The following is a 16,663-nucleotide window of genomic DNA, read 5'->3' as shown; positions in this document are numbered from 1 at the left end:
AGGAGTAAATTTTTATGAGTAAGAAAAAGATAGCAGTTTATTTGTCTTTGTTTGCCTTGCTATTCAATTCTTTTTTACAACCCGGAGTTGTTTTAGCTGAGGAGTTAACAACGTCTACTGAAGAACCAGCGGGAAGTAATACGTCAGGCACTTTGGAAGAGTCAACGATTCCCTCGGCAGATTCTAGTAGTTTAGAAAGTTCAGCAACAACATCTAGTAAAATTGATACAGAAGACCCTGTAAGTTATGAAGGAGAGGTGACAAACCCAAGAATAACTTATAATGCAAACGGTGGATCAAACTCTGGTGTAGTTAAAAACGATCAAATCGCTCTAAACGGTGCATATACTGTAGGTACTGTTGGAACAGGAGCGGATCAATTAAATTTCACAGCTCCAAGTCCATCTAAACAAATTTTTGATGGATGGAATACAGATCCTAATGGTGGAGGAGATAGCTATTCGTCAGGTGAAGTGGTTGATTCTTGGCCATACAGTACGGATACTATTCTATATGCTCAATGGGCAACTGCTTCTACAGTATCGTACAATTTGAACGGTGCAACTAGTCAGTCGACACCTGCAAGTCAATTTGGAAAATCTGGGACCACCGTTACGGTACCTAGTATACCTACAGATTTGGTAATGAAAGAAAATACTAGTGCAGCGGGGACATGGACGACTAACGCCGATGGAACGGGAACTGAGTATTCGCCAGGTAGCTCTTATACTTTAACGGATAGCAATACCATTCTGTATTTAAAAATTGTTGCTAATCCTTTTGATGCAGATGCAACTTTAACCTTCAACTTAGATGGTGGTACTACTACAGATACAGATCTCACAAATGGAATTAAAACTAATGTCAGTAATGACTATAAAGTAAGTCTGCCTTCCGCTACGCCGACCAAAACAAATTATACTTTTGCAGGATGGTCCATTAATAACAAGACTTATGCTGCTTCATCTGAAGTTACTTTAACATACTCTACTGTCGCAAAAGCGTTATGGACACCGATACAATATGTTTTATATGAAAATGGATTGCCTTCAGGATCTAGTGATACTGTGGCAGGGATGCCATCTAATACACAAGTTCCTGCGAATGGAGCAAAATATACAGTACCCAACAATGTACCTACAAGGACTTCTAATGATGGAAGTGGGACTATATATAAATTTGAATATTGGAGATTAGATAATACTCAGAATATCGCACCAGGTGGTCAATGGAGCACTAACAAGCAAGTTGCAACATGGCATTTTGTCGCGATATGGTCTTCATTTAATCCAACATCCCAATGGACTGTTTCGTTAAATTCTAATAGCGCAACTGGGGGAGCCAAACCATATGAGTATACTTATGTTGATAAAGGAAAAGCATTAATTATTCCTGGTAGAGGGAGTATGGTTAAAAGTGGATTCACTTTTGTCGGATGGTCAGATGGCACTACTGTATATTCTGCAGGAGATAGTTATACTCCTACAGGTAATATAACCCTTACTGCTGAATGGATGGAGAATAGTACACAGGGAACCATAAAGTTCATTACACAATCTAAAAGTGGAAGTAATCCTTCTGCTCAAACTGGAACTGCGGGAGATCAAATTAAGTTACCCGATATTCCTGTAGATAATACTCCTCCGCAAGAAGGATACGTTTTTTGGGGATGGGCTAAAGACAAAAATGCAACAGTTCCCGACTATTATGCTGGGAAATCTTATACCCTATCAACAGGAATAACTACACTTTACGGTGTGTGGACAGGTTCACTATCTGAATATTGGACACAAATCAAGGTGAATGTTGATGGAGCAGATGGAAGTTTACCAGAAGGTATAAAATCAAATAATTTTTATGAACTTACTAGCGCTACTGACACCCATCTGTTTACTGTACCTACAATAACAAAAACAGGATACACATTAACTGGATGGTACTATAGTAAGGATGCAAAGACATACCAACCAGGTGATACTATAAGTTTAGCAAACATTGCAGAAACTAAAAATCCTGGAACGTTAACAGCTAAATGGGATCCTATCACATATAAAATAACCTATGATAAAGGAGACGCCACTGGTGGTGCAGTTCCAACTACTGACACGATCACTGTAAATTATAATAAATCCTATACAGTTCTTAAAAACACGAATTCCTTAGTAAAAGACGGATATACCTTTATAGGTTGGACTGATGGAACAAATATTTACACACCTGGTCAGAACCTTTCTCCAACAAAGGATATAGTCTTGAAACCTGCTTGGAAAAAAAATCCTAGTGGTGGCGGAGGCGGAGGAACTATTGGAAATGTCAATATTATGTATGTTGCATTGGAAAGTGGTGTGACGGGTGATCTGCCAGATTCTGTAAATGTAGTGGGAAATTATACTACTAGTTATACTGTAGCTAATCCAAAAAGTAATTTCTCTTATCCAGGATATACCTTTTCTGGTTGGTATTTATTAGATTCTACGGGTCAAAAGATATTTTATTCCCCAGGGTCGTCTTTTGTTGTTGGAAATACTAATTTAATTTTTTATGCGGCATGGACAAAAGAAGTACCAGTTCCTGAAAACTCTTATAAAGTAGAGTTTAATGGAAATAAAAATACATCAGGACTGGTTCCGGATAGTCAATACGTACTAAAAGGTAGTAGTACAAAACTACCAAGTTCTAATACTTTAGTCAGGGACGAATTTAAGGATAATAATGCCTCTACTGGAACTATTGAAACAAACCCTTATATTTTTGTGGGCTGGAGTAAAAATAAGGATGCCAAAGCAAATGATTCAGATGTTCTTCTTGCAGGAACATCTATTACGCCAACTTCTGATGAAGTTTATTATGCAATTTGGGATTTAAAAGTGAAAGATATAACTTTAACATATGATGGAAATGGGAATACTGGTGGAACACCTCCAGCCAGTGTGACTGAGAAACGTTATACAGAAGGAAAAATTGATAGTTCAAATCAGGGTTCAACACTCACAAAATCTGTTGTAGTATCTGGGGAACTAACAACTTATGTATTTGCTGGATGGAATACGAAAGCTGATGGTACAGGAACTGATTATTACTCAGGTTCATTGTTCAATTTTCCTCAGGATACAACACTTTATGCTAAATGGGTGCCAATAAAATCAACTTCTTTAGCTCGAATTATCTATCTTGGTAATGGTCAGACCTCTGGAGATTTTATTCGATATGATGACACTTCTGCTAGTAGTTATACAATCAAGGGTGCAGGAAACATGGCTAAAAGTGAACATATATTTACTGGATGGAATACAAAAGCTGATGGCACAGGAACTAGCTACAATGCCGGAGAATCTATTACGACAAGTGATCACACAAGTTTAGTTTTGTATGCTCAATGGGAAAAAGCAGCCAGTGGAATAAATGTTATCTATAATGGAAATGGTAATACTTCAGGCAGCCTTCCAGATTCATTTAATGGGCCTAAAGGATCCAACGTTACTCTTGCAAGTTCTGCAGATGTTACTGCACTAGGATTGAAAAAAACTGGTTATATGTTTGCAGGGTGGTCAAAAAATATTGCAGGAACAGGAACACAGTATGTTGCTGGTCAATCGTATACCTTTAATGAAAATACTATTTTATATGCGATTTGGGCAGAGGATGGGAACTATATAGCGACCCCATCTGAAGTTACCTATCATCCTAACTATAATGGAGTCTCAGATACTTACAATGTAAAAGGATCTGTAGACAGCACAGCTACTGTTGATGGGACTAATATTCTTCATGGACATAAAGTTGTCGCACAAGAAATAAATGGTGGCGTATATTTAGGTGAAGATTATACGGTGGCTTCTTATTCTACTACGGGACTTCCTAATAGAACAAATTACGCTTTTGCTGGTTGGTCTACAGACCCTAAAGCTACTAAAGCAATGTATTCATCCGAACAAGTTATTAATATGAATACTACTAGTTTAGATTTGTATGCCGTTTGGGTGCCAGGAACCTATCAAATTATTTTTGATAAAAATGCTGCAGATGCTACTGAAACCATGAATAACCAAACAGTCTCCTATGATAAAGATACAAATCTAAATATGAATCAGTATAAACGACCAGGCTACTCTTTTACTGGTTGGACTACTAATTCAGATGGTTCAGGCGATACCTATGAAGATAAAGTTAGCATCAAAAATTTGGCAGAAGTAGATGAAAGCATCACATTATATGCTCAATGGTCTGGTAATAAAGAAAATAGTATTCTATTTGATTTAAATGCAGACAATGATCCTAATGCAACAACAGATCAAAAGGATATTCTGAACTTAGCAACAGGGTCAAACTATGATCTTTCTACAGGCATCAAAGATGCTAGTCGTACAGGGTATAAATTTACAGGTTGGTATACAGACGCAACAGGCTCCACTAAGATGCCAGCTTCGTTAGTCATTCCTAACGGAAATACAACTTACTATGCCCATTGGGAAGCAATCAATTACGAAGTTGCTTTTGATAAGAATGCATCAGATGCAATTGGTTCTATGAGTAATCAAGCTTTTGCATATGATGAACAAAAAGAATTATCTGAGAATACTTTCACACGACCTGGATATACCTTTACAGGTTGGAATACTGAGGCAAAAGGATCAGGAACAACCTATGCAGATAAAGCACAAGTCAAAAACTTGTTAGCTAAAGATGGAAGTACCATCACGTTATATGCTCAATGGTCTGGTAATGAAAGTAACAATATTCTATTTGATCTAAATGCAAACAATGATCCTAACGCAGCAACAGATCAAAAAAATATTCTGAACCTAGCAACAGGATCAAGTTATGATCTTTCTACAGGCATCAAAGATGCTAGTCGTACAGGGTATAAATTTACAGGTTGGTATACAGAAGCAACAGGCTCCACTAAGATGCCAGCTTCATTAGTCATTCCTAACGGAAATACAACTTACTATGCCCATTGGGAAGCAATCAATTACGAAGTTGCTTTTGATAAGAATGCATCAGATGCAATTGGTTCTATGAGTAATCAAGCTTTTGCATATGATGAACAAAAAGAATTATCTGAGAATACTTTCACACGACCTGGATATACCTTTACAGGTTGGAATACTGAGGCAAAAGGATCAGGAACAACCTATGCAGATAAAGCACAAGTTAAAAACTTGTTAGCTAAAGATGGAAGTACCATCACGTTGTATGCTCAATGGTCTGGTAATGAAAGTAACAATATTCTATTTGATCTAAATGCAAACAATGATCCTAACGCAACAACAGATCAAAAAAATATTCTGAACTTAGCAACAGGGTCAAGTTATGATCTTTCTACAGGCATCAAAGATGCCAGTCGTACAGGGTATAAATTTACAGGTTGGTATACAGAAGCAACAGGCTCCACTAAGATGCCAGCTTCATTAGTCATTCCTAACGGAAATACAACTTACTATGCCCATTGGGAAGCAATCAATTACGAAGTTGCCTTTGATAAGAATGCATCAGATGCGATTGGTTCTATGAGTAATCAAGCTTTTTCATATGATGAACAAAAAGAATTATCTGAAAATGCTTTTACACGACCTGGATATACCTTTACAGGTTGGAATACTGAGGCAAAAGGATCAGGAACAAGCTATGCAGATAAAGCACAAGTTAAAAACTTGTTAGCTAAAGATGGTAGTACCATCACGTTATATGCTCAATGGCTAGGTAATGAAAGTAACAATATTCTATTTGATCTAAATGCAAACAATGATCCTAACGCAACAACAGATCAAAAAAATATTCTGAACTTAGCAACAGGGTCAAGCTATGATCTTTCTACAGGCATCAAAGATGCCAGTCGTACAGGGTATAAATTTACAGGTTGGTATACAGAAGCAACAGGCTCCACTAAGATGCCAGCCTCATTAGTCATTCCTAACGGAAATACAACTTATTATGCCCATTGGGAAGCAATCAATTACGAAGTTGCCTTTGATAAGAATGCATCAGATGCAATTGGTTCTATGAGTAATCAAGCTTTTGCATATGATGAACAAAAAGAATTATCTGAGAATACTTTCACACGACCTGGATATACCTTTACAGGTTGGAATACAGAGGCAAAAGGATCAGGAACAACCTATGCAGATAAAACACAAGTCAAAAACTTGTTAGCTAAAGATGGTAGTACCATCACGTTGTATGCCCAATGGTCTGGTAATAAAGAAAATAGTATTCTATTTGATTTAAATGCAAACAATGATCCTAATGCAGCAACAGATCAAAAGGATATTCTGAACTTAGCAACAGGATCAAGTTATGATCTTTCTACAGGCATCAAAGATGCCAGTCGCACAGGGTATAAATTTACAGGTTGGTATACAGAAGCAACAGGCTCCACTAAGATGCCAGCTTCATTAGTCATTCCTAACGGAAATACAACTTACTATGCCCACTGGGAAGCAATCAATTACGAAGTTGCTTTTGATAAGAATGCATCAGATGCAATTGGTTCTATGAGTAATCAAGCTTTTGCATATGATGAACAAAAAGAATTATCTGAGAATACTTTCACACGACCTGGATATACCTTTACAGGTTGGAATACAGAGGTAAAAGGATCAGGAACAAGCTATACAGATAAAGCACAAGTCAAAAACTTGTTAGCTAAAGATGGTAGTAGTATCACGTTGTATGCTCAATGGTCTGGTAATAAAGAAAATAGTATTCTATTTGATTTAAATGCAGACAATGATCCTAACGCAACAACGGAACAAGAGAACATTCTGAACTTAGCAACAGGGTCAAGCTATGATCTTTCTACAGGCATCAAAGATGCTAGTCGTACAGGGTATAAATTTACAGGTTGGTATACAGAAGCAACAGGCTCCACTAAGATGCCAGCTTCATTAGTCATTCCTAACGGAAATACAACTTATTATGCTCATTGGGAAGCAATCAATTACGAAGTTGTCTTTGATAAGAATGCATCAGATGCAATTGGTTCTATGAGTAATCAAGCTTTTGCATATGATGAACAAAAAGAATTATCTGAGAATACTTTCACACGACCTGGATATACCTTTACAGGTTGGAATACAGAGGCAAAAGGATCAGGAACAACCTATGCAGATAAAGTACAAGTCAAAAACTTGTTAGCTAAAGATGGTAGTAGTATCACGTTGTATGCTCAATGGTCTGGTAATAAAGAAAATAGTATTCTATTTGATTTAAATGCAGATAATGACCCTAACGCAACAACGGAACAAGAGAACATTCTGAACTTAGCAACAGGGTCAAGTTATGATCTTTCTACAGGCATCAAAGATGCCAGCCGCACAGGGTATAAATTTACAGGTTGGTATACAGAAGCAACAGGCTCCACTAAGATGCCAGCTTCATTAGTCATTCCTAACGGAAATACAACCTACTATGCCCATTGGGAAGCAATCAATTACGAAGTTGCTTTTGATAAGAATGCATCTAATGCGACAGGTGCTATGAAAAATCAAAAATTTGCTTACGATGTTTCTCAAGACCTGTCAGAAAATGAATTTAAGCGTGCTGGTTATACATTTGTAGGATGGAGTATTACCCCACAAACATCATCAACACCTACTTATGGTAATAAGCAAAATGTTAAAAACTTAACTACCAAAAATGATGGGTTAATTACACTATTTGCTATATGGAGTGCCAATCAAAATAATATCTATTTTGATCCTAATGGTGGAGCAACTGAGCAAAACACAATAAGTCAGCCTACTGATGCTCAAGTTGATTTAACAAATATTAAACTTGCTACAAGAGAGGGTTATAATTTTGAGGGTTGGTATACAAGTAAAGATGGTAATGAAAAAATGCCGGATACTGTAAAAATGCCTTCAAATGACATCACGTATTATGCCAAATGGACAGCCAAACAATCAAATGGATTAGGTTCTAATAATGCTATTAATGGCGGAACAAATGGAACTAGTGGCACAACAGGGAAAAGTCTTCCCCGTACAGGTGATAACTTCTCAATTTTATCAATTTTTTCAGGTTTTATCATTGTGATAACTTCTCTAATAATTTTTATAAGAAGAAAATATAAAGATCAATTAGAAAAATAAACTTTGCAAAAGGAATGGATATCAGTCCATTCCTTTTGTTTCTTTTTGATGAAACTAGTAGTTTATTATTTAAAACAAAAACCGATTACCTTGAAAACTCCACATTACCATCTTTAAGTCAAATAAAATCAATGCATAATCTTTATCTGGTAAAACATCAGGAGGTAATAATGAAAAAGAAAATATCAATTTTTTTTATTACGGTTTTCAGTATCGTAATTAGTAGTATTTATTTCAACACTCATTCCCATGCACAAGATTTTCAAGTTCCTAATCCTGACTATTCTATAACAAATACAGATGTCACCAAGTATCCATATTCATCTATTGTTTATTTTAGCAAAAGGTATGAAAATGGCGGATTATCGAGAGGAACGGGAGTGGTTGTAGGTAAAGATTATGTACTTACAGCTGGTCACGTAAATAACGGATGGGAGTCAGCTAATATAATCCCGGCCCTAAAAAGTAATAATACCTATCCTCTAGGGAACTGGAGTGGTGATCGAGCATTATCAATAACAAGTCCTAATTATGTGGGTGGATATCCTGGAGATGATTATGGTTTAACTAAAGTGAACCCCAGAAAAGAATCAGATGGTTCATATACTCATATAGGCGATGTTGTGAAGCCGTTAACAGTAATGCCTGATACTCAAAATAGAACGTTCTTTGTTGGATATCAACTAGCAACTCTAGGATATCCTAGTTTTAACGGTCATACACAATACTTTTCAACTTATACGATTACCGGATTTCGAGGGAATTATCGAATAGATGGAAACTTAAAAAGTAGTGGAGGTAATTCAGGAGCTCCTTTATTAAATGATTCGGCACAAGTAGTTGGAATATACCATGGAGGGGGAGGGGTGGCTGCCATGAACAGTCAAACGAAAATCCCTTTACTTCTATCATGGGGCTTAAAAGAAGAAACTTCTCGAATCTATTTTGCTAAAGACAAATCTGAATGGAATATAAAAAGAAAATTAATAAATCCAGAGGGGATTTATATAGAAAGGAAGAATGGACAGGAAATTACTGAAAATGAATTTTCAACAATGGCCAATCAGGAAGTTTCTAAAGTAGGCTATCATGTAACTAAATTAACAGATGGTGTTAATGTTTACGAGACCAATAAAAAATATACAATGTTCATTGGTGGATTAACTTTATATCCTGCAGAATACTCAACCAATAACTACAGTGTAACATTCGATAAAAATGCAGAAGATGTTGGGGGAGAAATGATGGGACAAGTTTTCACTTATGATAAAGCGCAAAAATTAAGTGAAAATAAATTTGTACGAGATGGCTACACATTTTCAGGTTGGAATACCTCTGCTGATGGGACAGGGGACCCTTATGATGATTTAGCTGAGGTATCTGATTTGTCTGCTGAACAGGATGGAAAAGTAACTTTATATGCACAATGGGTTCTAAATGTTGATCATACAGCTTTAGAAGTTCATGACTCAACTATTGCAGTTGGAGATATCTGGTCTCCAGAAGACAACTTTGACTATGCAAAAGATTCTTCAGGTAACAATATTAATTTTTCATCAATAAATGTTAATGGAACAGTCAACACGAACATTCCTGGAAACTATCAAGTAAATTATTCTTATAGTGGAATAAAAAAAATTGCTACAATTACAGTTAGCGATAAAAAAGCTACAACAATTCCTATTTTTAGGATTTATAATCCAAATGACGGAGATCATTTATACACTACAAGTGAAAAAGAATATAAATGGTTAACTAGTCTTAAATGGTCTGCTGAAGGTGTAGCTTTTCACAGTGTGCTCTCAGACTATGAAGATGCTATCCCAGTCTATCGTTTATACAATCCTAACTCAGGTGAGCACTTCTATACTATAAGTGAAAGTGAGTATAACAATGTAGCGAATGCTGGATGGAAAAGGGAACAAGTTGGTTTCTATATGGTTCCTAAAGATAAGGGCGTGAATGTGTATCGTATATTTAATCCCAATGCTACAGGACCAGGTTCTCACGTCTACACATCAAATAAAAGTGAAGCAGATGAATTAGTCAATCAAGGTTGGAAAGATGAGGATATTGCTTTCTACAGTGCTCAATAACTAACTTAAAAATGAAATGCAACATAGGATATAAATATTGTAAAAAATTATTAACTTGAATCCGTTACTCCAATAAGAGAGCCTATCTTTTAACATGGCTACCTATGATTGATTAATACAAAGCATTACTTTTTGGTATCCCTTAATGGACAATAATAGGATTTATGAAAGGAAATAAAATTATGACAAAGGAAACATTTTTTGTATTTGTGCAATTTAGTAGTTGAAAAAATTACAATATAATTTCAAAAGTGACAGGTATTCTGATAAGTGATTCTAGCTAGGCCAATTCAAATTCACAAAAGCAGCCCACCAAAAGTTTGGTGGGCTTGTTGCTTGGGTTAAGCGAGATTATGTCGATTAGTCAATAAAAAAACACCGCATAGAATTCTATGCGGTGTTTTGATAGTCTAGTTAATTATTTAGCACTGTAAAATGCAGTCCCTTCATCTCTCCAGCCAAGATCAACTAGCCAATCAGCTTCTGCTCTGCTTGAAGTATACAGGTGGGACCCCGGTCCAGTTGCATTTGGATCAAACACACGATAAACGGCTTCACCCTTATCTTCAGGAACCATGTAGAAACCTACGCCTTCTACTGTCCAGCCTTTAGAAGCAACGCTATTGTATTCTTTTTTACTTAATGTGTAGAAGTGCTCGCCAGAATTAGGGTTATATAAACGATATACTGGAATAGCACCTTCATAATCAGAAAGAACACTATTGAATGCAGTTCCTTCAGCATTCCATCTTAATCCAATGAGCCAATCATATTCTTCTTGACTTGACGTGTATAAATGGTCTCCATCATTTATATTATATGATCTTAATACAGGTATTAACCTAGTATCTTTATTTTGTACAGTAACACTCATGATTTTTTCAATATAAGTACCTGCAATATCATCTTCTAACCAATAAATCACTTTATAATTTCCTGGTTTAGAAGTATCTACATCATTGTAAATAGCGATAAATTCAACACCATAGGGTATTTCATCGTCATTACGGTAAGCAGTTGCGTAATTTTCTGGATAAAAATCATCCCCAACATTTAGAGTGATATTATCTTTTGATAATTCTATTCGATCATTATTTTGTACAGTAACATTCATGGTTTTTTCAATATAAGTACCTGCAATATTATCTTCTAACCAATAAATCACTTTATAATTTCCTGGTTTAGAAGTATCTACATCATTGTAAATAGCGATAAATTCAACACCATAGGGTATTTCATCGTCATTACGGTAAGCAGTTGCGTAATTTTCTGGATTAAAATCATCTCCAACATTTAGAGTGATGTTATCTTTTGATAATTCTATTCGATCACTACTAGTAGTTTCATTAGAAAATATTTTTTGCTCCTCTGCAAAAGTAGGTGTTGCCGTAACTAAATATGGGAAAAATAATAAAGCAATCAAGAAAATATGGAATTTTTTCATGTGTTATCTCCTTTCGAATATTATATACGATTATACTATAAATAATGACAAATAACGACCTTGATTTGTTGTTTTTTTCTTAAAAAAATACAATTTATATCATAAATATAATACGAACTTAATTTATTTAATCAATTTATCTGTTTTATGTATGTTTATAATGTAATTTTTTTAATTAGGGGGTAAATATCTATATTAAAAATAATTTTCCCTCGAAAAGTGTCTCGCCATTGATTTTGATTCATTTAATAGACATACAAATCGGAAAATTGCTAGCATTAAATTATCAAAAAATCTATTATAGGTATACCTAAAGGTAACGCTTTTTTCATATCTACGAATTTGTTGTGCAGCCGCTCTATTAGTTTTTGGAATGTAACATATGGATTGTATACAGATTAAAGTTAGAACTATCCGTTATAGATATACCCACAGGTAATACTTTTATTTTAGGTAAGAATCCTATTCTACGCATTTTATTTTGACTCAAACAGTGTTATTTTTAGTTGTGCACTTATTACTGTTTTAAAGTGCTTGTTTATATTAAAATATAGGACTAAGACATCTTAAAATGAATACAGTCTTTAACGGAGGAATTATAAATTACATGAAGCAAATTAGAGTTCTATTTAGTATTTACATTATTGTTCTTATACCATTTTATGTATATGATTTACCGATCCATTTTTTATTGATCGACTCTTTGCTAGCTTACTTACCATTGGAAATTTATGCTTTTATGAAGTATAGATTTCAAAAAAAAAGCACCACAGTACTTTTAATTTTTTATATCCTATTTATTCCCAACAATGCCTATTTATTAACAGATCTAGTTCACTTGAATCGTATCAATTTTTATACTTCATCCAATCTAATTATGTCTGAGAATATTTTGGTTTGGTTTATGTTCTTCTTGGTAGTAGGGGGAATTTTAAGCCTGTATATCTTAGGTGTACAAAGTGAACAAGCTATTTTGAGATTGTTATCGGAAAAATATTCATGGACACGAAATAAAACTTTAGCAATCCAACTTATCCTGTTTTTTTTGATTAGTACGGGTGTTTTTCTGGGACGTTTCTTAAGACTTAATAGTGTAAATGCGCTAACCCATCCCATATCGATATTGCAGTATATCCCCACAATTTTTACTTTGCACTCTATGGCATTTATTTTACTATTTACTATTTTACAAACTCTTTTATTTTTCGTTTTATCTTCTAGAAAAGGAACTTCTATACTGTAAGTAGTTACCTTTGCATCATGTATAGAAAACATTTTTTCAATGATAGACAGAAACTGAATAGTTTCTGTCTTTTTTTGACTCGCTCATATTGTATATTCAAAATACTTGCTATTAATAAAGAATGAATTTATTCTTGAACTTATTATGATTAAAAATATCAAATTAAAGCGCATTTGTTTTTCAAGAAAGGGGACTTTGTATGTTAGTGAGTGTAACAAAATCTTTACGAGATTCATTATTCATTAGATTACTTACTTATTTTGTTTTGGGGGTACTACTTCTGGTTAGCCCTAACAAGGTGATCAATTTAACTATTTATATTTTATCAATTTATTTATTCGTATCAAGTATGCTTCATTTTTATGCTTCATATAAGCTAAAAAAGAAATTAAATACGATCGGGATTGATTTATATATCGGGATATTTCAGTTGCTGTTTTCATTTATTATCTTATTTTTCTCCAAAGGAATTTTATCTTTCTTTCCAATTGTCATAGGAATAGTGTTTATTATCAATGGCGTATTTCAACTTATTGAAAATATTGGCTTCAAACTTAAGTTTGGTATCTTTTACTCTATATTAGTATTAGCACTTGGGTTTGTTCTCCTATTTAATCCCTTTGGAACAATTTTAACCCTGACAAGATTTTTAGGTGTTTGGTTTATAGCCATGACTATTTCAGAAATAGTCATATATTTTAAATTAAAAAAATAGAAATAAAAATATTACTTTATCTTATGGAGGTTTTTTTATGTGTACTAGCTTAACATTGCAAGCTGATAATGGTAACAATTTTCTAGCCAGAACGATGGACTTTGGTTTTAGCCTTAATGGGAAGCCAACTGTGATACCAAGGAATTATAAGTGGCAGAGCGTATTTTCTAAGGATCAAAAAACAAAATATGGTTGTGTTGGTACAGGTAGAAAGATCGATGAGTATGTACTAGCAGATGGTGTGAATGAAAAAGGTCTGGCCATTGCTGAATTGTATTATCCAAATGAAGCTTCTTACAGTAGCATTCCTGCTCCAAATAAGCTAAATTTTGCTCCTCATGAATTTATTTTATGGGTGTTGGGAGAAATTGAATCGATCAATGAATTAAGATTACGTTTGTCTGAAGTTTCAATTGTTAGCAGTGAAATTAAATTATTAGGAATAGTCCCTCCGCTACATTTTATAATCACTGATAAAACAGGTGAGACAGTCGTAATTGAAACGAATAATCAACAACTGAATTTAATTAACAATCCTGTAGGTGTAATGACAAATAGTCCAGATTTAAGTTGGCATATAAAAAACCTAAATAATTATTTGAATTTATCACCAACGAATACTCCTAACAAAAAAGTAAATGGTCTTAATTTTCATCCTTTTGGTCAGGGTTCTGGAACATTTGGCCTACCTGGTGGATTAACTCCTCCAGAACGTTTCGTTCGAACAGCATATATGAAAGAGTATATAGATAAATCAGGTTCCAATAATGAGGTACTGAATAATATATTTCATATTCTTAATAATGTGACTATTCCTAAAGGTATTAATATGAAAGATGATGGCTCGGTTGATTATACACAATATAGAGCAGCCTTTGATTTAAATAATAAGGTTTATTACTTTAACGACTACAGTAATCAAACAGTATACTCAGTAAGTCTAACTGAAGAATTGGTAAATGCCAAAGAACCAACACAATATGATTTTAAAAACATATTTACTGCGACAAACTTGAATAAGTAGGTTTGCACACGTGCATTTACTAGTTAACTTTTATAAAAATAGGATAATTTTACTGATGCTTTGTTTGTATTTTCGATAAATGAATTGTCGTCTATCTAGAGAAATATATATATAAAGCCCAAAAGAGCAGGCTCTTTTGGGCTTTTTTGCATGCACGAAAATAATAATAGTAGTGGAAATCCCTGCTTGATTTATTGTTAGAAATGTAGAGCATTCTTTCTTTTTAAACTTTGCCTCAGGAATTTTAAAAATGATTTGATTGGCAGTGAGCCAATTTTTTTTACCTTCAAATACTTAACTAGGTAGCTCTTTTATTAAATAAAAATAACTACTGTAATTTAATGATGTCATGGAATTTTAAAATAATAAAAAAAGTGAAACCTCTGATTACCCGTATTTTTAAAGGGTTGGAAATGCTTTTTTAATAATATTTATTTTTATAATGTTGTTATTTTATAATTGAGGAAATCGTGTTTTTATACTTTGGAAATTGATATTGAAAAAAAATACGACTAGTATCCTGTTCAACAAGAAATATTAATTTTCCTATTCAACAAAAAATAATAAAGGAGATGGTTTTATGAAAAAAAAAGGAAAGTTATCTTTAGTTAGTTTTTTTGCATTAACGGCTGCTATGGTGATGACAGTATATGAATATCCGACATTTGCTTCTTCTAAACTACATTTAGTGATATTTTTACTAATTGCTGGATTCCTTTGGTTTATCCCAGTGGCGTTATGTTCAGCCGAAATGGCTACCGTGGAAGGATGGGAAAAAGGTGGTTTATACACCTGGGTTTCTAAAACACTTGGTGAGAAATGGGGATTGGCGGCTATTTTCTTTCAGTGGTTTCAAGTAACCGTTGGATTTATTACAATGATTTATTTTATTGTAGGTGCTTTATCCTATGCCTTAAATTGGCCAGCGCTAAATACAAATGTTGGTCTCAAGTTAGCAGCTACTCTGATTATATTTTGGCTAGTCAGCTTCTCACAATTAGGAGGAACAAAAAATACTGCTAAAATTGCAAAAATTGGTTTTTTTGGTGGCGTATTAGCTACAGGTGCTATTTTATTCGGACTAGGCATTGCCTATATCGTACAAGGAAATCCTATTCAAATTGATTTATCTATCAAGTCATTTATACCTGATTTCACGAAGATTAGTACATTGGTTGTGTTCGTATCATTTATTTTGGCTTACGCAGGGATTGAATCATCTGCTAGCCATGTAAAAGACATGGAAAATCCTAGTCGAGATTATCCAAAAGCAATCGTCATGTTAGTTATTACAGCTATTGTTGTGGATACATTGGGAGGTTTATCTGTTGCAGCGGTGATTCCTCAAAGTCAGCTTTCGTTGAATGCAGGTGTAGTTCAAACATTCAAATTTTTAATTTTACATTTTGGAGGCTCCGAATGGATTGTTCGAATCATTGCTTTGGTTTTATGTGTTGGCGTTATCGCAGAGATTGCAGCTTGGGTTGTTGGACCATCAACTGCTCTACTAGAGGCAGCTGAAAATGGTCTAATGCCTAAAAAACTTGCTAAGACAAATAAACATGATGTCCCAGTAAATATCATTTTTGTACAAGGAATTGTCGTTTCTATTTGGGCAGTGGTATTAACCTTAGGCGGCGGGGGTGCTAATCTATCATTCTTCGTAGCCATGGCATTAACAGTAGTGATCTATTTACTCGCTTATTTCTTACTATTCTTATCATATATAAATTTGGTGAAACATAAAAAAGAACTAAAGAGAGGCTACACGCTACCTGGTGGTGAAAAAACAAAAATTGGTATTGCTTTGCTAGGTTTAATCGTATCTATTTTTGCATTTGTTATTTCTTTTGTACCACCTACCGGTTTAGGAGGATCTCATGCAGCATATTTAACAATATTAATTGTCTGTGCAGTTATCATGGCCGCCGTACCTTTCATTATCTACTATACCTATAGCAGACATCATTTATCAAACCAAGAAGCAACTAAGATGATACAAGATAAAAAAATTCAATCACAGCAACAATCAATTAATCATTGATTAA

The 16,663-nt window shown here is 34.3% G+C and carries 7 protein-coding genes; 6 read left to right on the top strand and 1 reads right to left on the bottom strand.

All coding sequences use genetic code 11. From position 1 onward, the window contains the following. Nucleotides 1-14: 14 nt before the first annotated feature. A complete protein-coding gene (locus ACVWNY_RS15270) occupies nucleotides 15-8,093 on the top strand; it encodes an InlB B-repeat-containing protein (protein WP_454072338.1) in 8,079 nt (2,692 codons plus the stop codon). A gap of 170 nt (nucleotides 8,094-8,263) precedes the next feature. Then, nucleotides 8,264-10,189: a bacterial Ig-like domain-containing protein gene (locus ACVWNY_RS15265; RefSeq protein WP_454072337.1), complete on the top strand. Its 1,926-nt coding sequence runs from the start codon at nucleotides 8,264-8,266 to the stop codon at nucleotides 10,187-10,189. Nucleotides 10,190-10,607: 418 nt separating this feature from the next. Here the strand turns inward: ACVWNY_RS15265 and ACVWNY_RS15260 are convergent, their stop codons facing one another. Next, nucleotides 10,608-11,633 (bottom strand): immunoglobulin-like domain-containing protein, encoded by a 1,026-nt coding sequence (locus tag ACVWNY_RS15260; RefSeq protein WP_454072336.1) that lies wholly within the window; start codon nucleotides 11,631-11,633, stop codon nucleotides 10,608-10,610. A 571-nt stretch (nucleotides 11,634-12,204) separates the two neighbouring features. Between ACVWNY_RS15260 and ACVWNY_RS15255 the strand changes: the two genes are divergently transcribed. The 4 genes from ACVWNY_RS15255 (at nucleotide 12,205) to ACVWNY_RS15240 (ending at nucleotide 16,659) form a co-directional block, all read left to right on the top strand. Further along, entirely contained in the window at nucleotides 12,205-12,876 is a 672-nt protein-coding gene (locus tag ACVWNY_RS15255; protein WP_454072335.1) for a DUF1361 domain-containing protein, read from the top strand. A 199-nt stretch (nucleotides 12,877-13,075) separates the two neighbouring features. After that, on the top strand, nucleotides 13,076-13,591 hold the full coding sequence (locus tag ACVWNY_RS15250) for an HdeD family acid-resistance protein (RefSeq protein WP_454072334.1): 516 nt from the start codon (nucleotides 13,076-13,078) through the stop codon (nucleotides 13,589-13,591). A 37-nt stretch (nucleotides 13,592-13,628) separates the two neighbouring features. After that, complete coding sequence (locus ACVWNY_RS15245; protein WP_461211746.1) at nucleotides 13,629-14,615, top strand: choloylglycine hydrolase family protein; 987 nt, start codon at nucleotides 13,629-13,631, stop codon at nucleotides 14,613-14,615. A 580-nt stretch (nucleotides 14,616-15,195) separates the two neighbouring features. After that, complete coding sequence (locus ACVWNY_RS15240) at nucleotides 15,196-16,659, top strand: amino acid permease (protein WP_454072332.1); 1,464 nt, start codon at nucleotides 15,196-15,198, stop codon at nucleotides 16,657-16,659. Nucleotides 16,660-16,663 lie beyond the last annotated feature (4 nt).

The sequence above is a fragment of the Enterococcus sp. JNUCC 77 genome, assembly GCF_054819945.1.
The sequence above is the reverse complement of the archived record's forward strand: the minus strand, read 5'-3'. Positions and strand labels throughout refer to the sequence as shown.